Origin of the sequence: Chryseobacterium sp. SIMBA_028 (genome assembly GCF_046535285.1) — a bacterium.
Lineage (GTDB): Bacteria > Bacteroidota > Bacteroidia > Flavobacteriales > Weeksellaceae > Chryseobacterium.
This window is the reverse complement of the sequence record NZ_JAWRWZ010000004.1, coordinates 318,759-340,225: the sequence shown is the minus strand read 5'-3', so window position 1 is coordinate 340,225 and position 21,467 is coordinate 318,759. Positions and strand designations below refer to the sequence as shown.

At 35.4% G+C, this 21,467-nt stretch carries 18 protein-coding genes; 9 read left to right on the top strand and 9 right to left on the bottom strand.

Features of this window, described 5'->3' with window-relative positions; translation table 11 throughout:
• Positions 1-23 precede the first annotated feature (23 nt).
• The 6 genes from SCA31_RS07530 to SCA31_RS07505 all read left to right on the top strand — a co-directional run bounded on the left by SCA31_RS07530 (position 24) and on the right by SCA31_RS07505 (position 6,560).
• Entirely contained in the window at positions 24-1,505 is a 1,482-nt protein-coding gene (locus SCA31_RS07530; RefSeq protein WP_410696345.1) for a hypothetical protein, read from the top strand.
• Between the two features lie 80 nt (positions 1,506-1,585).
• On the top strand, positions 1,586-3,817 hold the full coding sequence (locus SCA31_RS07525; protein ID WP_410696344.1) for a hypothetical protein: 2,232 nt from the start codon (positions 1,586-1,588) through the stop codon (positions 3,815-3,817).
• 2 nt (positions 3,818-3,819) lie between these two features.
• Complete coding sequence (locus SCA31_RS07520) at positions 3,820-4,188, top strand: hypothetical protein (protein ID WP_410696343.1); 369 nt, start codon at positions 3,820-3,822, stop codon at positions 4,186-4,188.
• 286 nt (positions 4,189-4,474) lie between these two features.
• Positions 4,475-5,395: a helix-turn-helix transcriptional regulator gene (locus SCA31_RS07515; protein ID WP_106917029.1), complete on the top strand. Its 921-nt coding sequence runs from the start codon at positions 4,475-4,477 to the stop codon at positions 5,393-5,395.
• A 163-nt stretch (positions 5,396-5,558) separates the two neighbouring features.
• On the top strand, positions 5,559-6,077 hold the full coding sequence (locus SCA31_RS07510) for a hypothetical protein (RefSeq protein WP_410696342.1): 519 nt from the start codon (positions 5,559-5,561) through the stop codon (positions 6,075-6,077).
• Between the two features lie 51 nt (positions 6,078-6,128).
• A complete protein-coding gene (locus tag SCA31_RS07505; protein WP_410696341.1) occupies positions 6,129-6,560 on the top strand; it encodes a nucleoside deaminase in 432 nt (143 codons plus the stop codon).
• Positions 6,561-6,645: 85 nt separating this feature from the next.
• Here the strand turns inward: SCA31_RS07505 and SCA31_RS07500 are convergent, their stop codons facing one another.
• The 4 genes from SCA31_RS07500 to SCA31_RS07485 all read right to left on the bottom strand — a co-directional run bounded on the left by SCA31_RS07500 (position 6,646) and on the right by SCA31_RS07485 (position 11,843).
• The gene (locus SCA31_RS07500; RefSeq protein WP_410696340.1) at positions 6,646-7,197 is read right to left on the bottom strand and encodes a GNAT family N-acetyltransferase; all 552 of its coding nucleotides are present in this window, start codon (positions 7,195-7,197) and stop codon (positions 6,646-6,648) included.
• 41 nt (positions 7,198-7,238) lie between these two features.
• Positions 7,239-7,997: a type III pantothenate kinase gene (locus SCA31_RS07495; RefSeq protein ID WP_410696339.1), complete on the bottom strand. Its 759-nt coding sequence runs from the start codon at positions 7,995-7,997 to the stop codon at positions 7,239-7,241.
• Positions 7,998-8,098: 101 nt separating this feature from the next.
• Positions 8,099-9,937 (bottom strand): M1 family metallopeptidase, encoded by a 1,839-nt coding sequence (locus SCA31_RS07490; protein WP_410696338.1) that lies wholly within the window; start codon positions 9,935-9,937, stop codon positions 8,099-8,101.
• A 214-nt stretch (positions 9,938-10,151) separates the two neighbouring features.
• A complete protein-coding gene (locus tag SCA31_RS07485) occupies positions 10,152-11,843 on the bottom strand; it encodes a DUF6909 family protein (protein WP_410696337.1) in 1,692 nt (563 codons plus the stop codon).
• A 221-nt stretch (positions 11,844-12,064) separates the two neighbouring features.
• Here SCA31_RS07485 and SCA31_RS07480 point away from each other — a divergent pair, with 221 nt between their 5' ends.
• The 3 genes from SCA31_RS07480 to SCA31_RS07470 all read left to right on the top strand — a co-directional run bounded on the left by SCA31_RS07480 (position 12,065) and on the right by SCA31_RS07470 (position 15,964).
• Complete coding sequence (locus SCA31_RS07480; protein WP_410696336.1) at positions 12,065-12,505, top strand: hypothetical protein; 441 nt, start codon at positions 12,065-12,067, stop codon at positions 12,503-12,505.
• Between the two features lie 214 nt (positions 12,506-12,719).
• Positions 12,720-14,915, top strand: coding sequence for a glutamine synthetase III (locus tag SCA31_RS07475; protein ID WP_410696335.1), 2,196 nt, complete (start codon positions 12,720-12,722; stop codon positions 14,913-14,915).
• Positions 14,916-15,253: 338 nt separating this feature from the next.
• On the top strand, positions 15,254-15,964 hold the full coding sequence (locus SCA31_RS07470; protein ID WP_410696334.1) for a C40 family peptidase: 711 nt from the start codon (positions 15,254-15,256) through the stop codon (positions 15,962-15,964).
• Between the two features lie 168 nt (positions 15,965-16,132).
• Here the strand turns inward: SCA31_RS07470 and SCA31_RS07465 are convergent, their stop codons facing one another.
• The 5 genes from SCA31_RS07465 to mreC all read right to left on the bottom strand — a co-directional run bounded on the left by SCA31_RS07465 (position 16,133) and on the right by mreC (position 21,442).
• On the bottom strand, positions 16,133-16,708 hold the full coding sequence (locus SCA31_RS07465; RefSeq protein ID WP_410696333.1) for a pentapeptide repeat-containing protein: 576 nt from the start codon (positions 16,706-16,708) through the stop codon (positions 16,133-16,135).
• 112 nt (positions 16,709-16,820) lie between these two features.
• Positions 16,821-18,050, bottom strand: a complete 1,230-nt coding sequence (rodA, locus tag SCA31_RS07460) for a rod shape-determining protein RodA (RefSeq protein WP_410696332.1) — start codon at positions 18,048-18,050, stop codon at positions 16,821-16,823.
• Entirely contained in the window at positions 18,047-20,092 is a 2,046-nt protein-coding gene (locus tag SCA31_RS07455) for a peptidoglycan D,D-transpeptidase FtsI family protein (RefSeq protein ID WP_410696331.1), read from the bottom strand. Before SCA31_RS07455 ends, rodA begins: the two co-directional genes overlap by 4 nt.
• Complete coding sequence (locus SCA31_RS07450) at positions 20,089-20,595, bottom strand: rod shape-determining protein MreD (RefSeq protein WP_065395698.1); 507 nt, start codon at positions 20,593-20,595, stop codon at positions 20,089-20,091. The genes SCA31_RS07455 and SCA31_RS07450 overlap by 4 nt, the downstream gene beginning before the upstream one ends.
• Positions 20,588-21,442: a rod shape-determining protein MreC gene (gene mreC / locus SCA31_RS07445; protein WP_410696330.1), complete on the bottom strand. Its 855-nt coding sequence runs from the start codon at positions 21,440-21,442 to the stop codon at positions 20,588-20,590. Before mreC ends, SCA31_RS07450 begins: the two co-directional genes overlap by 8 nt.
• Between the last annotated feature and the right edge of the window lie 25 nt (positions 21,443-21,467).

Here is a 21,467-nt window from a genome sequence, read left to right as displayed (position 1 = left end):
CAACAATTACTAAAACAAATAATATGTCCAATATAGGAAAAATCATAAGGGTAAATGCATTACCTCCAGAACAGGAAAGAGAGAATAATGTCATTTATCAAGTAGCTGAACCAGGTTCAGCTACTTATACAGACTATGCAATTGATGAAAATGGAGATTTGAAAACCTCTGCAGTGGGTCTTCAACAAGAAGATTTAAAAGATAGTTCTATTAATATTTCTGACCCAGCGTTATTAGCTGCCGGAATCTCTACTCAAAAAGAATATAACACAGACACCAGAGAAAAACTGGACAATAAAATAAATAAACCCTCCAAAGATGGAAGTCTTCAGGATTATCCAAAAGTTTTAGGTCTGGATCATAATGGAAATACTGCAAAACTACCTGCTGGAGATCTAGGAAAAAATGTTGCTAATTCAACTTTGACTTCTACAGCAGGCGCCGGGTTAACCTTGGGAGATAGCTGGGGGATTAATACCTCTGGTTTACCCTACTCCATTACAGGATTAGCAGATGTTTCCAATGAAGCACTATTTAATACATTATTAACTCAAAATGCGTCTGGCCGCATTGGAAAAACAAATGGAAAGCAGCCTTTTATGAATCTTCCGTCATCATTAAACGATAGTGAAAAGGTTGCATGGCGAAAAGGAATGCGTTTGTCTAACGAACTTTATTCTACAGGCCAACCCAGAATTGACAGTGTTATCCTCCCGTTCATAGATAATTCTTTAACCTTTACGCAATACATCACTTTAATTGGCTTGAATTTGTTTGTAGACAATCAAACTCCCAATGCAAAGCTTGTCATGAAACGTGTAAAAGATATTAATGGGAATGTTCTAGCAACTCCTGAAGAATACGATATTGATAATTTCACTGTTCTTCAAAATATGCCCAATATTTTGAACTTTGGATTAAAATGGAATGCATATCCCCAGGGTTATTATCAGTTCTTTTGCACCCACAACCTGCTTACCAATCTGAGCAGTCCTGAACTATTAGTGAAACAAGGGGTTACCTTTTCAGCACTGAACCCTGTTTGGCAAGATTTAACAGGAAGCGCACAGGTAGATAGCAATAACAACATTGTACTCCCAGCTGGTGGAAGTGCGAGAACAAATATTTTGATCAACACTCCACAGATGATCAATGGGTTTGTTGTAAAATGTTCCGTATCCACTTCTGTAACAGGTATTGGGGCTAATTTTGCAGGTCATACCCGTTTCACGATGAAAGGAGATGATGGCTTGGAATATGGAGTCACGTTAACCGGAAATCTGGATTTTTATCCTGACGCAGTAGGAGGATTCGCTACAAAAGTGGATGTATTATATATATCCTACTATAACGGCCTCCTTACTCTAGCCGCCGAAGTAAATGGAAAGACCCGTGTATTTGCCGTCACTTCTATCCCCTCTGTTCCCCGATATTTTTATGCAACCCGATCAGATGGAGGAATTGGTTCATTTGCTGCAAAACCAACTGAATTATTATTGCTGTAAAAAAAGCAAAAAATAATCATGATGAAAGAAGGCAGACCTAAAAACTCTGCCTTTTTTATTACTCTTTAAAATTATTAAAAATGAAAAACACAGATTATAAAGATGTATTCGATATTGGTGATGAAGCTTTCTTAATGGATCATAAATTCTCTTTCCCTGAGTTTCCATCGTTAAAAACCGCTTTTACGTTAGGTGAAAATATAAGAGGAATGAGTAATGTAAGTCCTTTGGCAACGGTAAAATTATTTAACCAGTCAGCAGAAGATTTGCAGCAGAAATACTATCCGGATGGAAACTCCCCAGTAGAGGGTACTTTTACCTACATTCCTGATAACAGAAGTGATCTAACATCTGTAATCAAAACCACAGTTAAGGATTTTTATTATTATGGTGTACAAGATGTTAAAAATTTTGCTTTTAAAGTCATCATATTTTCTTCCACAGAGGCAACAAAGCTTAAAGAATGTTTTGAAGTTTCAAATCCTAAAGGCAGAGAGATACTAATATTTGTTGAAGATAACTCTAAAGACAATATCAGTGGAACCTACGGAGCTATAAAAATCTCAGATGATGTAATAAATTTTCTGAACTCAAAGAAAAGACTTGCCTATGATGTATATGACAATACAGAACTCTATAAAGAAATCAAAGCTGTAGTACCTGAATTAACTGATAGTCAAATAAGAAGCCTTTTGGAAAAGGGATATATTGAAGACACCCGGATTGATATCGCTAAAACCTATTTCAAAGTAGCTTCTTTTTTTTCCAGTGGAATTTCTCTAATCCATCCAAGTCTAGGGATTCTTACCAATGATGCAATGAGAGCCACAACAAGTTCTGTTCTTCAAAAAGTTATTGAAACCATTGAAGAAGCAAGGCTTGAGGAAAACCGATGGCAGCCCAGACCACCGAGACTTGAAAATGGAAAGCTTGAAGAAAATTATCAATATAACCCCCTCATTTCATCCGGAAAAAATGGATCAGGAACAGTAAACTTTACTGAGATAAGCCGATATTTAAAGACGATGCTTGCAGAGCAAAACGGTTTTGTAAAATCATTATTAAATATAAAAAAAGACTTTAAGCACGACAGTCCACCTAAGGGCCTCTTGGAGATTTTATATAAATCCTATTTAGATGCTTATTATATCATGCACCATATAGCCTCTAATCTAGAAAATATTTCTGAGATAGAAATTCTAAAATATGGAACAAAAGTATACAATGCTTTACTTTGCGGAATATGGAATGGCCTTATAGATGCTGTATCCGGGATATTTGCCATGGTAAAAATGATTTATGACGGCATCACATTAGGTAAAGATTTTGCACAAAATATTGACAAATATCTTCCTACTCTTTTAGAACAGTTTGATGAGGCAATTCAATCTATTAAAAATATTGATTTTATAGAAATAGTCAAATACATTTATGGAAAATTAAAAGAAATAAAGCTTACTTTTGATCCAATAGCCTGCGGTTATTTTATTGGATATGCCTATGGTTTTATTATATCGTTGATCATTGAAATTATTGTAGGAGCCCTAGTAAGTGGAGGCACTTTGAGTATTCCTATTATCATACAGAAACTAGAAGAAACTATTTTTGGAATTTTCAGACTGGGATGGGGGCTTGTAAAGGGAGTCGCCCGCAAGATCAGAACCTTCAGTAAATTTGTTGTAAAATCAATTAAAAACGTAATTGATGGATTTCAGGAATTATTAAGATTTCTAAAAGGAGAAAATGGTAATTTCAAACAAATTATAAATGATCTTTTCACAAATTTAAAAACTTTCAGAAATGATACCAGAAATAAAATAAGGAGTAATTATTTCAATTCCATTGCAGATCCGGTAGCAGATATTTTAGGTCCTGCCTCTAGATCTCACCCTGAAAGATTAAAACAAATTACACTAGATCTTAAAAATAAAGGCGTAGAATTAATTTTCAGGTCGGATGAATCATTAGGGTATGCTCCAGGTTTATCAAAGGGAAAACCTGGTCAAATTATTGTTCACGAGAACGCTTCTATCTCTGCTTGGGAGCACGAGTATGTACATTTCTTAGATGATCAAGAGAATGGTTTTCTAGGAATGAGTTCTTTATTTGATGTAAATTATAGAGTAAGAACAGAATTAAATGCCTATACTAAGGAAATAAATTTCGTGAAATCACTAAATGGCAACCATGATAATATCATTAGACAATTAAAATTAAATTTCGAAGATGAGCTTAATTATATTGTCCGTGAGTTTGACGAAGTAACTGACAAAGATTTATTAGAATCTATAAAAAAATTTAAAAATTTATAAATATGTATGATATAATACCTATCAAACCAGAAATAGAAAAAATGTCTGATCATGAGTTAATTAAAAATTTCCATCTGCCTAAACCTCCTCATGGCAAAATGAACTATTATGCCGTATTTGCAAAAAGATCTTCAAATTTTAAAGATCTTCTTACTGAAGAAATCTTAAACAATGAAAATAATATTCAATCTATTATGGGAATTATTAAAGTTTCATGGTTACCACTAATTTCTATTCTATGTTATGCGAAAGACGAGGATACAAAGAAAGATTTCATAAACCTAATAAGAGAGTCTTGGGAGGATAGTAATCTTAAGGATTTTACAAACTACCTTTTAAAAGATGATCAACTAAGCAAATATGTTAAATAAACTATAAAAGGGATCTTAAATCCTTAAAGGTAAACTTCAGTACTTTTTATTGAGAAAAAACAGATATTGCTTTTACAATATTAAAAGAGAGCTGGTAAAAAATGATATACGAATTTTGATCACCTGATATTAATCTGTTGGCGGAAAATCTTCATAAAAAATAAAACACGACAAGTTTTGTCGCATTAAGAGCATATATTTGTCTTACAAAACTTTACCATGAAACATATGTGTTTCATACCCTATTAATAACTGTAAGTAACACTGTAAACATAAATATATCCGAATGAAAAAAGATTTTTATCTGACTAGATATGCCTTAATCATTAAAAGACTTGAAAGTTCTCCTGCTACCTATTCTCAGGTAGAAGATTATCTTTTAAATTCCTTTGAATTCCAGGATGCAGGGATCAAAAGCTACTCTATCCGTACCTTGCAGAGGGATATCCGTGAGATTTCCGATCTTTTTAACCTGTCTATTCACAACAAAAAAAAGGGTGACAATCGATATTATATTGAGAGCCGCCCTATCATGGAAGTGGATGAATACAACCAAAAACTATTGGAATCTTTTCAGGTAAGCAATGCTCTGAATCTTCATCCCAACTTTTCCGACTTTATTTTTTTTGAAAGCCGAAAACCCACTGGTGTAGAGCATTTTTATGATCTGTTCTTTGCTATCCGTAATAAAAGAGTAGTTTCTTTTGAACACTACAATTACAAAAACAAACTAATGACTTCCAGAAAGGTACACCCTCTGGCTTTAAAAGAGTCTAAAGACAGATGGTACCTCATCGCCATTGATACCAAGGATAAAATTTTAAAGTCATTTGGACTGGATAGAATCAATTATCTGGATGTTGGAAAAAATAAGTTCCGTGAAAAGTATAATTATAACTTTAGAGAACATTTCAAAAACGCTTTTGGAGTTATGAATCTGGCAGAACAAAAGCCTCAGAATATTGTATTAAAATGCAGCCGTCATCAGGGAGAATATATCAGAAGTTTTCCGCTTCACCAATCACAAAAAGAGACTAAGGAAACTCCTGAAGAAATTTATTTTGAGTTCTTTCTTCACCCTACCTATGACTTCATGCAGGAAATTCTTTCTTATGGAAAGGAGGTAACCGTTCTGGAACCTAAATGTTTAGTTGATGATATTCGCAACCATCTCCAGGAATCCTTAAACCGATATCTTGAGAGCTAACGAATCATAAATAGTTCTCATATTTTTTGATTATATTTACATAAATATACCCTTATTGAGAACTTTATTCATTTGTATTTGCTGTATTATTTCTTCATTTTGCTTATCACAGCAGAAAGAAGAATTTCGGCTTGTAAAAAATTATTACAACCAGCACAGGGGCATGTTGAATAAGGAGTTCAAGAAAAAATTTGATGCCGAAAACAACACTTTTAAAAAGGAAGCAATTAAAGGAGATTTTCTTTTTTTCATGAAAAAGATGGACAGTATTGAAAATACGGCTTTAATAGGGGCTTTACTAAAGGTAAGAAATATAGAGGATCTTCAGACCTTGAAAACAATAGGTGGAATCTCTCAAAACCTTACTGATAAGCCTGCGAATGTGGAAAAAATGGCTGATTATCCAGGCGGCATGAATACCCTGAGACAGGAAGTTGCCAACCTGCTTTACGTTGATGGCGTTAATTCTGATGCTAAAACCGTAAAGACAGATGTTGTCTTTATTGTAGAAAAGGATGGAAGCGTCAGTAATGTTCACGCTCAAGGTGATAATTTCACTTTCAACAGACAGGCAGAGATTGCCCTGTATTCTATTACTGAAAAATTTTCTCCCGCCCTTGTTAAAGGTGATCCGGAAAGATTTCGTTTCAGAATTCCCCTGACCTTAACTATTTCAGATTAATAAAGAAGTATTTCTGTTTGTTTTTATTTTTCACTTTAAATCCTAACTAAAATGTTTACTGACGAATATTATATGAAGATGGCTTTGCAGGAAGCAGAAGCAGCATTGGAAAAAGATGAGGTCCCTATTGGATGTATTGTGGTTTCCAATAACCGCATTATTGCAAGAGCACACAACCTTACGGAAACATTAAATGACGTTACCGCTCATGCCGAAATGCAGGCCATAACTTCAGCAGCTAATTTCCTCGGGGGCAAATATTTAAAAGATTGTACCTTATACGTAACAATGGAACCTTGTGTAATGTGCTCTGGTGCACTCTCCTGGTCACAGATCTCAAAGGTAGTTATTGGTGCCAGAGATGAGCAAAGAGGCTTTATCGATAAACATCTTTCTCTACATCCCAAAACAGAAATTATTACAGGCATTATGGAAAACGAATGTTCTTCCATCGTTAAGTCCTTTTTCAAAAGTAAAAGATAATTTTTCTTTTATTTTAATAAAAATGCAAGCTATACTAAGCAAAAAAAACAGCCTTTAAGGCTGTTTTTATATTTTTAAGAAGTAATTAATACTTTATTTCTTGAAAATAGAAAATAGAATATAGAGCAAGATCTAGATATTCTCCGTCTTTTTTAATTTCTTGTTTTAATATAGCCTCTTTCTCCATTCCTATCTTTTCCATAATCTTTCCGGAAGCAGGATTGTGAATGAAGTGAGTCGCAAATATTTTATTGAAATTCAATTCCTTAAATCCAAAATCTACAATCGCTCTTGCTGCCTCGGTGACATATCCTTTATTCCAATAAGGCATTCCCATCCAATATCCCAGTTCAGCTTTATCATCATCTCTGTCATGCAGTCCGATGGCTCCAATAAGCTGATTTTCTTTATTACGGATCCCAAAAGTATAACCGCTATTATTTTCAAAGGCTTCCTTGGACATTTTTAACCAAAATATGGCATCATTTTCCATATAAGGATAAGGAATATTAGACGTCAAATCTGAATAAATTCTATGCTGAAGAAACTCCACAATAAAAGGAATATCCATCTCTACCAACTGTGAGAGAATAAGCCTTTCGGTTTCTATTATCGGAAATTCATTTAATTCTTTCATGTTACTCAAGGTTAAAGTTAAGGTCCGGACCTGATTTAAATTTATAAGTCTTTTCCGAGAAAATAAAGCCCTTTTAGGGTATGTAGTCTATCCATCACATGAATTTTGTCTGTTAAAGGCTTATAAACATGAGAAACGCCACCTGTTGCTACCACAAAACAGTCGTCATTCACCTCTTCATTAATGCGGTCAACAAACCCTTCTACCATTCCCAAAAATCCATACACCATTCCACTCTGCATACAGGTTACAGTATCCAGTCCTAAAACAGATTTCGGTTTTTTAAGCTCAATATCAGGAAGCTGGGCTGTTTGATTGATCAGGGAGTTTAGAGAGGTTACAATTCCCGGAGCGATAATGACTCCTAGAGTTTCTCCTGTTTCCGTTACACAGCTTGCTGTAAGAGCCGTTCCAAAATCAATAACAATTTTTTTTCTGCCTGGATACAAATTGTGAGCAGCAACAAGATTGGCATAAATATCCGTTCCCATCTGCTTTGATTTTGCTTGTACCCCTGATGGAGTTCCTCTGTCAACAATTACCGGATTAACACCATGAATCTTTTTGATCCCTGAACTCATCACTTTGGTAAGCTGGGGTACTACCGATCCTATGATCACTTTATTTATTTCCTTTGGATCAATTTTATAGGTCTGATAAAGCATCAGCATTTGTACATACAGCTCATCGGCTGTTCTGTAAGGCTTCGTATTAATCACCCAGGAAATATCACAATTATCACCATTAAAAAGGCCGAATCTGATATTGCTGTTCCCTACATTTATTACAATTGAATTCATTTATATTTTAACAGGCTATGATTTGAAAAATTTGAGTTTCAAATTTATAAAAAATAAAAGGAGTATTCGCAAATACTCCTTTTATCTATATGTTTATCTTCTTATTTTACTTCTACAAAATTATCCGCCATGTTTACATCTGCAATTCTTTGGCTGAAATCAATTCCCAATACAGACAATTGAGATTTTGTATAAGGAACAGTGATGGTATATTCTTTCTGGGTCCAAGGCCAATAAGACATTGTTTTAAAATCACCATAAATATCCTTTTCTTTCCATGTATGGGTCATGTTTAATGGAATCTGATAAGTAACAATCTTTTTGTCTGTGGTCATTACACTGAAATCAATTGGCATTGGAACCTGACCGTTGTTCACAAGGGTAATTGTGGTAGACTTTGCGTCATATTTCACATCTTTGATTCCGTAATCGATTGTTTTGGTCGTATTGATCCAGTAATTGTGGAACCACTTCAGATCCATCCCGGAAACCTTCTGTGCTATATGAAGAAAATCTCTGTCTGAAGGATGCTTCATGCTCCATTGATCATAATACTGCTTTAGGGTTTCTGCAAGGTTTTGCTCTCCCATAATGTATCCTAACTGTACCAAATACAATTCTCCTTTTACATAGGTAGAATAAGTATAAGACGTTCCGTTGTCATGATGGTCTCCCAACCAAACTGCAGGTTCTTCAATTCCTTTTTTAATGAAGTTTCTATAGGCCTCTATTGTTTTAGCAAAAGGGTTAGGAAGTTCTTCCGGGAATAACTGATGCATTGTATATCCCTCTGCATAGCTTGTAAAGCCCTCATCCATCCATGGACGTACAGATTCATTGGTGGCAAGCATTTGCTGATACCATGAGTGCGCTCCTTCATGAGCCATAAGACCCATTAAATCTTTAATATTTTTAGCTTCTCCTAAAATCATGGTACACATTCCATACTCCATTCCACCATCACCTCCTTGAATAAATGCATAGGTAGGATATACATATTTTCCGAAATGAGAATTCATGATCTGGAAATACTTTGTAATATAAGATGGAGCCTCACTCCAAACTTTAGTCTTATCGTTTTTCTGATATACCAAATAGACTTTCGGCCCATCCGGAACGTTAAAGCTTTCTACAGAATAATCTCTGTCCGCACTCCAAGCAAAGTCAAGAATGTTCTTAGCAGTCCATTTCCAGGTCACTTTTTTATCTTTCTCTGCCTTTATTTTTGCATTGGCGTCATATCCTTTTACGTCTGTTGGATTTTCAAGAATTCCTCCAGCTCCTACTACATAATCTTTATTGATTTTAATATTGACATCAAAATCCGAAAACGGGGCATGAAATTCTCTTCCCATATAATCAAAGGTTGCCCAGCCATCATAATCATACTCTGCAATTTTTGGGTACCATTGCGTCATGGTCATATCCACCCCTTCTCTGTTATTTCTTCCGCTTCTTCTAATCTGTTCCGGAATTACTGCATCCCAATCCATTGTAAAAGTGGTTGTAGAATTTGGCTTCATAGGCTCTGCCAGATACACTTTCATAATGGTTTCCTGAACTTCAAACTTCAGATCCTTGCCATTCTGTTTGACCCAGTGAATATTTTGAGCTCCTTCCTGGTCCTTTGGAATAGAAGATAATCTTGAGATCCCGTCTTTTTGCAATCTTGAGTCCCCATTTTTCCCTTGGGAAGCCACCCTTTGATCCATCATGGAGTTGCGTTTAAAAGCATTCCAGTATAAGTGAAAATAAACCACATTCAGCTCATCTGGAGAATTGTTGGTGTATTCTAAGGTTTGTTTTCCCTGATAGGTAAATTTTTCAGCGTTAACATCAATATCCATCTTGTACTTCGCAGCCTGCTGATAGTAAGCTCCTTGCTGAGCATGAAATTGTGAAATGATAAACGCAAAAATGATTGCAGCCGATTTTCTCATTTAAAATTTTATTTTTTCTAAAGGTAGGTAATTTAAATAAAAACCTCAAATAGGAGTTATCCGGAGGTTTTATTCTGTTGAATATGGATTTAGATACGTTTTAATTGAATTGGTTAAAAGAGATTGATGAAAATCAATAGAGTGAATTTCTTAAACACAAAAAGCCTCAGATGCAAAATACATCTGAGGCTGATCTTGTAATTTAAAATTACAGTTATTTTTTAGCAGAAGCTTCTTTTTTTGCGCTTCTTAGGATCTTTTCAAGGATTCTCAATGTAATCAGGTATGTTGGTTTCACTCCTGTAAGGCCTAAACCTCCTGAAGATAATGTACTTCCTGTTTCCAGAGGGTTATCCGAAGCATAATAAGCATAGCAAACAAACAGATCCGGTGAAATATGGTGTCTGATCTTGGATGCTACCTGAATGGCTTTCTGGTAATGCGCTCCTTCCATTTCAAGACCAATGGCTTTCCATGAAGTGTTCATAAAGTAAGAAAGAATATCCTTATTCTGAAGTGATGTTCCTAAAACGGTGATCATCGGGCCTTCAAAAGCCTTTAGTTCATCATCATTGAAATCATCAAGCTTTAATGCATTCTCAAAAGGATAGTTATCTGCAGTACCCTCAAAAATATGGGAAGTCGGGATCATTATATCTCCTTTTGCACCGGTAAGAATTCCTGCTTTCCCCATAATGGAAACAGATTTTACATGCATCATATATATTTCTCCTTTCTGCTCAAAAGGCTTCAGCAATTCATCCATTACCTCGAAAGCCTGCTCTCCGAACGCATAGTCGAATACCATCACGACATCATCTCCAGAGAACTTGCAGTCAGCAAATGGAGTGTTCTTCAGATTTGTCTTGCTAAGATCAATGATCTGAACATCAATATTACTTCCGCTTTTATCAGCAATATGAATCATTCCCTCGTCCATGGCATATTTTAATACCTTGTCACGAAGTTCTTTCTTATTTGAAATTTCTTCATACAGCTTATAGTCTACCTCATTATTATGCTTCTTTTTAAGAGCTTCATTTGCATACAGCATATTTTTCACTGAGTGCATATTGGCAGAAATAATATGTAACGGACGCATGTGAAGATTATTTTCAAATAAAACCTCTTTCACCTTGTTCGCCCATTTCTCACCAAAATAGTGATGTCCTACTCTTTCCTTTAATATAGCACTGAAATGAATTTCTCTTTCTCTTGCTCCTTTTGCATCTTCAAGACTTACCTTTCCTAAGTTGTAAATGATCTTAAATAAACGGTCAGGGTTATCATCATCTCCAAAAGTATTATAAGCTCTTAACGTTTCATCAAAGGATCTTCCTATTAAAGAAGAAAGATGAATAAGTGCCACTTCTTTCTCTTTTCTGCTGAATTTCTTCTCCCCCTTCACTACCTCTTCAATAATTTTAAAGGCACGGATCGGCTTCCAGTTTTCATCTTGAATGAAAGCCAGATTACGGATTTTATCCGCTTCTATAAATAGGAATGTAAGGTGGGTAAGAATATCATAAATTTCAGAACGGCCCAAAAGAACCTCAATATTCATCTGGTGTTCATCTATCCTATAGCAGTTTCTTCTTCTTTTCTTTGGAACAATAGGTTCGAAACTTCCTTTATCAAACCCCTCATCTGATGTAAGATGAATAAAAGCACACTCCTCAATCCCTTCAGGAAGCCTGTCTAAAACATACATCAACCCGTCCAGTTCCAATTTGTTTGGAATATTCATGGTACCATAAATTTCCGGATTGATCGTCTTCAACAAACTTCTGATACTTTCTCCTGAAACCCCTCCTGGCTTGAAAAATCCTCTATAAAATAAATGTCTCATAGAGATGTATAACCTTTCAATAGCCTCTGTAGTTTCTCTTGCTCTAGAATTTGTCATAAAATAAATTTCACACAAATATACAAAATCTCCGCTCAACTTATTTTAACTATCTTTTAATTAAGTTGTTTAAAACCCATAAATAGGCGGTATTGTTTTAAGATATGGCGATCTTCTTCTTTATTTTAATATGAAATGAATATTACTATTTTAATCTTATATTTATACAAGCATAAATTTTAGGGCTGAGGTTAAAAGACGGATTCAATCCGGATAGCAATATGACAATATCAAAAGTATTTAATGATGTGAAAGGCAGATTAAGTAAGATTTCTCTTTTTTGGAAACTATGGATCTGTCATATCTTACTTTATTTTTTACTGTTGACTCTATTTTTAATCATAAGAGACAATAAGGCTGATGATGGTATTTTTAGTAGTGATATTCTTTTAATGCTATTGAGGAGTCCTATTATAGGATTATTCGGGATACTGGACGGAATCGGAGTATTCGTCATCATATCAATGGTAGCAATGTATCTGATTGACCTTTACTTTCAGAAGTTCTATATAAGTTATATTCTCTCATTGGCTTTAACTTATCCTGTTTTCATGCAGTTTTGCAATGAAGGGTATGGAGCAAATATTATAACTGTTATAGTTCTGTCAATAACAATTATAATTAATATGATTATTTTCAGAAAGCATATCATTAATACGTAGAAAACCCTGAACACTGTATTTTATGCATGGTCCAATGCTATTTTCATTTTAATTTTCCGTAACAATAGCTCTTAATTCCAAATCACCCCTCCCAAAAAAGTAAAACCATTGTTTAAATTTTAGTTAAAATTTGAAATACCCCTAAAAAAAACAGGGGTAAAATATTTTTGATTCATTTTTTTTGTAAATTTGCCCTGTAAAAAATCACCCAAATATGTCAACCTTAAGATTCAAAGCATTAGAAACCCTACCATTTAAGGATTTCAGAAAAGATAACTCTGTTGAAATCCCTGCAAAATTATCGGAACTATTCTGTAAAAATGTTTTCTCGGAAGAAACGATGAGAGAATATTTAACAAAAGAAGCATTCGGTTCTATCATGGACGCCATTAAAAAAGGCACTAAGATCCAAAGACATATCGCAGACCAGGTAGCGGTGGCGATGAAAGACTGGGCGATGAGCAAAGGAGTAACTCACTATACTCACTGGTTTCAGCCTTTGACAGGAACTACTGCAGAAAAGCACGATTCTTTCTTTACTCCGATTGAAGGAGGCAGAGCCATTGAAAGATTCAGTGGAAACATGCTGATCCAACAGGAGCCGGATGCATCATCTTTCCCTAATGGAGGAATCAGAAACACATTCGAAGCAAGGGGTTATACAGCTTGGGATCCTACATCTCCTGCTTTCATTATGGGGACTACATTATGTATTCCATCCATCTTCATTTCTTATACCGGTGAAACTTTAGATTATAAGGCACCTTTATTAAGAGCTTTGAATGCTGTAGATGAAGCTGCAACCAGTGTAATGCAGTATTTTGACAAAAACGTAACAAAAGTAACCCCTACTTTAGGTTGGGAACAAGAATATTTCCTTGTTGATTCAGCTTTATACCAATCACGTCCGGATCTTGTTTTAACAGGTAAAACATTATTGGGACACTCTCCTGCAAAAGGACAGCAGCTAGACGACCACTACTTCGGATCTATCCCTACAAGAGTAATGAACTTCATGAAGGAGTTGGAAATTGAATGTATGAAATTGGGTATTCCTGCAACAACAAGACATAACGAGGTAGCACCTAACCAATTTGAGCTTGCCCCAATGTTTGAAGAAGTAAACGTTGCCGTAGACCACAACTCTTTATTGATGGATATCATGGCAAGAGTAGCTCACAAGCACCACTTCCACATCCTATTCCACGAAAAACCTTTCGCTGGCGTAAACGGAAGCGGAAAGCACAACAACTGGTCTTTAGCTACAGATACAGGGGAAAACCTTTTAAGTCCAGGAAAGAACCCTAAGAAAAACTTACAGTTCTTAACATTCTTCGTGAATACTATTAAAGCCGTTCACGAATATGCTGACCTTTTAAGAGCAAGTATCGCTTCAGCAAGCAACGATCACAGACTAGGTGCCAACGAAGCTCCACCTGCAATTATCTCCGTATTCATCGGAACCCAGTTGTTCAGCGTTTTGGAAGAACTGGAAAAAGTAACTAACGGGAAATTATCTCCGGAAGAAAAAACAGAATTAAAATTAAATGTAGTTGGAAAAATCCCTGAAATCCTATTGGACAACACGGATAGAAACAGAACTTCTCCATTTGCGTTTACAGGAAATAAATTTGAGATCAGAGCGGTAGGATCTTCTGCAAACTGCGCAGAGTCTATGACTGTAATGAACACCATCGCGGCTAAACAATTAAATGATTTCAAGAAAGAAGTGGATGCTTTAATTGAAACCGGCCTTAAGAAAGATGAAGCGATCTTTAATATATTAAGAGAATATATCAAGCAGTGTAAAAACATTATGTTTGAAGGTGACGGATATTCTGATGACTGGGCAAAAGAAGCTGAGAAAAGAGGACTAAACAACCTTAAAACAACTCCTGAAGCTCTTAAACAGGAGATGGATAAGAAGTTCTTAGATCTATATGAAGAGATGGGAATTTTCAACCACAGAGAAGTTGAGGCTAGAAACGAAATTAAGTTAGAAAAATACTCTACTGTTATTGATATTGAAGCAAGAGTATTAAGTGATATCGCAAGAAACCACATCATTCCTTCTGCTTTAAATTATCAGAACAGATTAATTGAAAACGTAAAAGGCCTTAAAGAGATCTTTGGAGATAAAGAATTTAAACCATTGGCAAAAGAGCAGATGAGTTTAATTACAAGCATTTCTGAAAATGTTTCTAAAATCAAGCTTGGTGTTGAAGATCTTCTTAAAGCAAGAGAAACAACAAAAAACATATCAGACAGCCAAAAACAGGCAGAAAGCTATTGTAACAATGTAAAACCTTTATTTGACGGAATCAGAGAAGCTTCTGATGCTCTTGAGATGATGGTAGACGATGAGCTTTGGCCGTTGACAAAATACAGAGAAATGTTGTTTACAAAATAACACCTGTAAAGTTCCATATTAGTTTAAATTCCTCGGTTTTCCGGGGAATTTTTTTGTTTTGTTAACAACCTGAAAAATTGGATTTTTAAATCTTAAATGCCGATTTATAGAAGAAAATCGATATTGTTTGTTAAAGAATCTTAATAAAAAAAACCGCAAGCTCACCAAAAATAGGCTGTTGCGGTTTATTTTTCTTTAACATAAGCAAATAATATGTTAAATAGTGTTAAAATAAGATCCTGACAATTATCATATCAGGGGTCTTTTACTCGGAATCTCTACTTTTGTATTGCTTTTGGAAATAAATATTCCTTTTTAACACGGTTAATCAAATATATATGAAGAAAAGAGTTTTGTTTTATTTAGTTGCTTTAGTTACTACAGTATCATTGCAATCGTGCGCTACTAATTATGTAGTTTCAAAACCAGCAACTTACGCTAAAGAATACAAAACAGATGCCAAACTAGCTTCTATTGATAACAAAAAAATGGAGCTGGATAAGCAACGACTTATCGATTCTTTTCTTGCTGAAAAGGCCGCATCTATAGCTAGCGCTAAAAAAGCCATTAAGAATTCTGAGATTGCAAAAGCAGTCAGATATAATAAAACCATTGACGGTATCCTTACTGAAGCTGAAACATACCTTGGAACTCCTTACAGATATGGAGGAACTACAAGAAGAGGTATAGATTGTTCAGCTTTTGTTCTTTCTGTATTCGGAGCTGCAGCAGGCCTTAGCTTACCAAGAGTAGCAGCATCTCAGGCTCAGGAGGGAGAAAGAATTGAAAAGGAAAGCCTACAGAAAGGAGACTTAATTTTCTTTTCTCATGGAAGAAGAATTTCTCACGTAGGTATTGTAGAAAGTGTTACTGAAGAAGGGGAAGTAAAATTCATCCACGCAGCAACATCAAAGGGAGTAATGATCTCATCACTGAATGACTCTTATTGGGGACCTAAATACAGATTCGCAAAAAGAGTAATCAACGAAGAAGGAGAAGCTTATAACAACCTAGCGTCAACTACTCCAGCTACACCAGCAAATTTTTAATTTTATAAATAATTGATTTAAATAATGAAGCCATCAGATCCTGATGGCTTTTTTATATTTTAATATATTATACCCTCTTATTAATACAAATAAGTTTCAGGTAATGCCTATTCTCAATATTTTTAAAAGTGCCATCTTCTCACCTCTGGGGCATCAAGCGACTCTAGCTTAGCTATTCCTATCTATTTCTATATCGAGCTTATATAATAGACCATATACTTCAGAAAGTGAAAATCTGGCCTTTTTAAGCCTATTTAAAGCCGGATCTATTGAATAGTTGAATGATGTCCTTAAATCTGTCTTTTCAAGGTTTGTATTATCGAAAACAGCACCAGACAAATCGCAGTTACTAATGATTGCATTTGATAAGTCACATTCAGTGAAATCAACCTCAATCAATCGGGAGTTTTTGAAAACGGTTTTCTTAATTGAAGTTTGATAAAATATTGAATTGTTCAGTGAACAGCCGTCAAATGAAAATGACATTCCAAATTCATTGCAACTACTGAACTCAAGCCCAAACATTTTACATTCTTTAAAATTTACGCCTCTAAATGCTGTACCAACAAGTTTTGCCATGCTAAGATTACATTCTATAAACTCACAGTCTGTAAAACTAAAACCTGAAAGAGTTATATATTCAAAACGACAGTTTCTAAAAGTGCAGTTTTCGTATTCCCCTTTTTCTAAATGAGAACAATCTACATTTTCAAAGTTTTGATCTAAGACATAAGCTTCTTTCATAAAAGTATAATGATTTATGGGTATAACTTCACAGTCTGCCTATTTTGCAGAACTAAAAATAAGAATAGACCTCCTCTCTTTACAGCTTTGTTTTTTTGCCTAAAGAGAATATCTATACTAAACTGTTTTTATCTGAATAGTTAAGTTTAAAGAAAATAAAAGTCATCATTGAGAATGCCAGCAAGGAACTACCTCCATAACTGAAATACGGAAGAGGAATCCCTACCGTTGGGAAAAGTCCCATAACCATTCCTAAATTGATTGAAAAGTGCATCAGCAGGATCGAAGCAAAGCAATATCCAAATACACGGTTAAAAGTGGATTTCTGTCTTTCAGCCAGATAATAGATTCGGCCAATATAAACCATGTAGCACAAAATAAGAATAGCACTCCCCATGAATCCCCACTCCTCTCCTACTGTACAGAATATATAATCGGTTTCCTGCTCAGGAACAAATTTTCCCTGGGTAACAGATCCCTCACGATATCCCTTCCCCCAAAGTCCTCCGGAACCAATTGCAGTCTTGGAGTATAACAAGTTGTATCCTGAAGTATCCCTAAATGCCTTTTCACCTTTGTAAAGAACCTCAATTCTTTCTCTCTGGTGCTTGGGAAGTTTTTCTAAGATAAAAGGTGAGCCAAATGCCAACCCACAAAGCAAAAGAATAGATCCCGTAATTCCTGAAATAGAAATCACATCCCAGGACATTCTATGGTAGTTCATAGCAATCAAAACACCGGCTATTACCAAAATGGCCACAGCCACATACACCGGAGGTATTGCCAATGCAACAAGGAAAACTCCTGCAAAGATAAAACCTACACCAAACAACATTCCACTAAGTCCTTCTCTATATAAAGCAATGAAAAATGCAATAAATACAAGCATAGACCCAACATCAGGAATAGCCAATACTACTACAGCCGGAATACCAATAACTGCCAAAGCTGTTAATAAGGACTTTCTGTTTTTCAGATTAAAATCAGGTCCGGAAACATAATTGGCAAGCATCAAAGCGGTCCCTATTTTTGCAAACTCCACAGGCTGCATGGTAAAACTTCCGAATTTATACCAGTTTTTCTGGCCCAGGATTTCCTTTCCAAAAGGGAAAAGACCTATCAATAAGAGAACACCACCGATATAAATAATTCCAGACATATTTTCGAAGAACTTACTTCTCCCTACAAATATGATAAGCCCTACAAATAAAGATATACAGAAGAAAGCCAACTGCTTTTCTCCTAACTTCTGGTCAACACTGTAAATATTTGCAATGGCAAAAATGCAAAGCAGGAAATACAGCCCAAGGCCCAGTTTATCTATTCCTTCAGTCCATTTCATCGCTTGGTAGATTTTTTAGCAGCGTTATTATTTTTAGTTTCCTCTTCTATTTTCTTTTGAAGCTTGGCTTTTTGTTGCTTAACCAAATTCAGGCTATCCTTTATTCTCTTTTGCTTAATTGAATCGGGTTTAGGATCTTTATAAAGTCCTTTACGTTTCAAATCTGCAATCCATTGTCTTTTATATTCCGGCATGAAACTCGAAGTAATCATTTTTTTATACAGATTTTCTCTTTTCAAATCACCAGTAATATATTTTTCAGCAATCACTGTACAAGCTGGCCCCGCCCATGTAGCTCCAAATCCGGCATGTTCCATTACGGCAACCACAACAATTTTGGGTTTATCAGCCGGAGCAATCAATACAAAGATTGAATTATCCTTTCCTTGTGGAACCTGTGCAGTACCTGTTTTGGCTAATTGTGTAAAGTCATTAGATTTTAACCCTCTTGCCGTTCCTCTCAAAACTACGGCTTCCATACCTTTTAAAACAGGTTCAAAATGTTTTGGGTCAACCAAAGTTTTATGCTTAACCTTAAATCTTGGATCAGGATTTGCCTTTCCGTCAATTCCTTTTACGATATGAGGGGTATAATACCACCCTTTGTTAGCAATAGCAGCTACATAATTTGCAAGCTGAATAGGAGTTACCAAAACATCTCCCTGTCCCATCCCATTATAAATAGCTCCGGTTGACATCTCATCCCAGTTTTTAAAATCAGTTCTCTGGGAACCACTTGCTTTCATGATGGCCTTAAACCTTTTCTCGTAAAAGTCTCCTGAAGGTATTCTTCCTTTTGCACCCACAGCAAAATCATTATTTAAAAACTCTCCAACTCCAAAACTGCTCATGATCTTTTTCCACTCATCAACACCTTTTGAAGGATTCCCTGGATATTTTTTGATTATTGCAATAAACGCGTAGGTGAAAAAACAGTTACTGGATACTTGAATTGAAGGAATTAGGGGATCAGCTCCACCGTGCCCTTTAATTCTTTTACCTTTATAGAAAAACCCTCCACCACATGGGAAAACAGTTTTTTCATCCATTACCCCCATCTGCATTGCCGCTAGGGCTGTCAACAATTTGAAAGTTGACCCCGGAGGATATCCCGCCTGTAAAGAACGATCAAAAGTGGGTTTATTCTCGTAAAGCGTGTCTTTTGACAGCGCATATAAATTTTTTGATTTATAAGGTCCGGTAAAAAGGTTCGGATCAATATCTGGTCCCGTTGCTGCCACTAATACTTCCCCATTATTAGGGTCTAAAGCAACAATTGCACCGTGTTTATTTACCAGCATTTCTTCAGCCGCTCTCTGAAGGTCATAATCAATCGTTAAGGTAATGTCTTTACCTGTAATCACATCTTTATCCAAAGATCCGTTTTTATAGGAACCAATATTTCGGAGCCTGATATCCTTTTGGATGTATTTCACTCCTTTTACTCCACGAAGTTCTTTTTCGTAGGATTTTTCAACGCCTGTTTTTCCTATAAAATCTCCAGGTAAATAGTATATGGAATCTTTTTTAATATCTCTTTCATTCACCTCACTTGTATACCCCAAAAGATTTCCGGAGGTGGAGACTTCGTATTGACGCTGAGGTCTTGAGACAATATTAAAAGCGGGATACTTAAAAATAATTTCCTGAACTCTTGCTATATCTTCTCTGCTGAGGTCCTTAATGAAAGTCATGGGGGTCAGCTTAGAATAATATTTTTCCTTTTTAATAAATTCAATCTTTTTGATAAAATCAGATTTACTGATTTTCATCAAGCCACAAAAACCTAATGTATCAAAATCCGGTTTCATTAAAGCCTGAGTAAAAGAAATTTCATAGGCAGGCTGATTCCCTACCATTATTTTACCGTTTCTGTCAAAAATGACTCCTCGCTGCGGAATAACATATTCTGTTTTAATGGAAGTATTGGCTGCATTTAATGCATAACGGTCTGTAAACAACTGCAAATAAGCAAGCCTCGCTACAAAAATAAGAGCGATTACAACAAGGATGGAAAAAATTTTTAAATAACGTGTGTTCAAACTTTTTGTTTGATTTTAAATATTAATGCGTAGATGACGATAAAGATAAATGAAATAACACTTGTTACCAACACATTAAATAATATTTCAAAAAATCTGCTAAACTTAAAGAACTCAATATATTGTACTAGAAGCTGATGCAGAAAAATACTTGAAAATAAAAACAGCAAAAACTGCGCCCATTGAAGGGACTGAAAAGAAAAAAAGTCTGTGGAAGTATCCGTGGAAGTCCTGAATATCAATGTTCTAAAATAAGCAATCAATGTTGTAGCAAAGGCATTGATTCCCCATGAATAAAGGAATCCATCAATAGCCAGCCCCATTAAAAAACTTAGTGCCAGGAACTGAAATTTGTTTCTAAAGAAAGGATAGAACATGACAAATACAGGATATAATACCGGAGTATATTTCCCGAAAAGAGTAATCCTGTTCAAAACAAATACCTGTAATGCAACAAGAAAAATCATGATCAATATGTCGGTAAATAAAGTCCTGCTAATCATTTTCTTTCTTTATTACAGCCTGCATAGTATCCTGAATCTTTTGCACTTCTGCTTTTTTAAGATTCTTTACTACAAACACTTTATTCAATGCTCCCATTTTTTCACTCAGTTCAACTGAGATATCCCAGAATCCTGTTTTATTATCTACAGAATAACCAGCAATAGTACCAATGGTAACCCCTTTCGGGAAGATTGCCGACTTTCCGTCTGTAACAACCGTATCACCTATTTTTAATGCAACATATTTTGGAATATCCGCAAGGTGCATCACCCTGGAGTTATCTCCATTCCATGTTAAAGTACCGAAGTATCCTGAATTTTTGAGTGCTGCATTAATTCTGATTTTGTTTACACTCAATACAGATTGAACCAGAGCATAACTATCTGTAGAATTAATAACAATTCCCGCGATCCCTCTAGGTCCCATTATTCCCATCTGAGGAAAGACCCCGTCTCTCTTACCACGATTGATTGTAAAATAATTATTTCTTCTGTTGATACTGTTAAAAACAATTTCTCCGTCAACAAAAGTATAGATCTGCCCACCACCAATGGTATCATGAACTTTTCTGAAGACAGGATTTTTTACACCGTCTTTTCCATAAAGTTCAGTCATAAGGGCTTTATTCTGAATGACAAGATCCTCATTGATCTGTTTTAGCTTCAGATAAGAAACTCCTTCATCAATATATCCGGAAACCCACGAATTAAATGCAGCTGTTTGGCCTGCAATCCAGGATTTCTGCATGGCATTTCTAGTGAATATCAAAACCAGAGCAATAATTTGCAGGAATATAAAGAAGACAAAAAGTGTGTTCTTCGAAAATAGTCTCAGCAAAAATCCCATTCAGATATAAAGTCGTAAAAAGTTA

Coding starts and splice junctions, on each gene's coding strand:
- SCA31_RS07530 (WP_410696345.1), top strand. CDS start 24: ATGTCCAATATAGGAAAAATCATAAGGGTAAATGCATTACCTCCAGAA.
- SCA31_RS07525 (WP_410696344.1), top strand. CDS start 1,586: ATGAAAAACACAGATTATAAAGATGTATTCGATATTGGTGATGAAGCT.
- SCA31_RS07520 (WP_410696343.1), top strand. CDS start 3,820: ATGTATGATATAATACCTATCAAACCAGAAATAGAAAAAATGTCTGAT.
- SCA31_RS07515 (WP_106917029.1), top strand. CDS start 4,475: ATGAAAAAAGATTTTTATCTGACTAGATATGCCTTAATCATTAAAAGA.
- SCA31_RS07510 (WP_410696342.1), top strand. CDS start 5,559: ATGTTGAATAAGGAGTTCAAGAAAAAATTTGATGCCGAAAACAACACT.
- SCA31_RS07505 (WP_410696341.1), top strand. CDS start 6,129: ATGTTTACTGACGAATATTATATGAAGATGGCTTTGCAGGAAGCAGAA.
- SCA31_RS07500 (WP_410696340.1), bottom strand. CDS start 7,197: ATGAAAGAATTAAATGAATTTCCGATAATAGAAACCGAAAGGCTTATT.
- SCA31_RS07495 (WP_410696339.1), bottom strand. CDS start 7,997: ATGAATTCAATTGTAATAAATGTAGGGAACAGCAATATCAGATTCGGC.
- SCA31_RS07490 (WP_410696338.1), bottom strand. CDS start 9,937: ATGAGAAAATCGGCTGCAATCATTTTTGCGTTTATCATTTCACAATTT.
- SCA31_RS07485 (WP_410696337.1), bottom strand. CDS start 11,843: ATGACAAATTCTAGAGCAAGAGAAACTACAGAGGCTATTGAAAGGTTA.
- SCA31_RS07480 (WP_410696336.1), top strand. CDS start 12,065: ATGACAATATCAAAAGTATTTAATGATGTGAAAGGCAGATTAAGTAAG.
- SCA31_RS07475 (WP_410696335.1), top strand. CDS start 12,720: ATGTCAACCTTAAGATTCAAAGCATTAGAAACCCTACCATTTAAGGAT.
- SCA31_RS07470 (WP_410696334.1), top strand. CDS start 15,254: ATGAAGAAAAGAGTTTTGTTTTATTTAGTTGCTTTAGTTACTACAGTA.
- SCA31_RS07465 (WP_410696333.1), bottom strand. CDS start 16,708: ATGAAAGAAGCTTATGTCTTAGATCAAAACTTTGAAAATGTAGATTGT.
- rodA (WP_410696332.1), bottom strand. CDS start 18,050: ATGAAATGGACTGAAGGAATAGATAAACTGGGCCTTGGGCTGTATTTC.
- SCA31_RS07450 (WP_065395698.1), bottom strand. CDS start 20,595: ATGATTAGCAGGACTTTATTTACCGACATATTGATCATGATTTTTCTT.
- mreC (WP_410696330.1), bottom strand. CDS start 21,442: ATGGGATTTTTGCTGAGACTATTTTCGAAGAACACACTTTTTGTCTTC.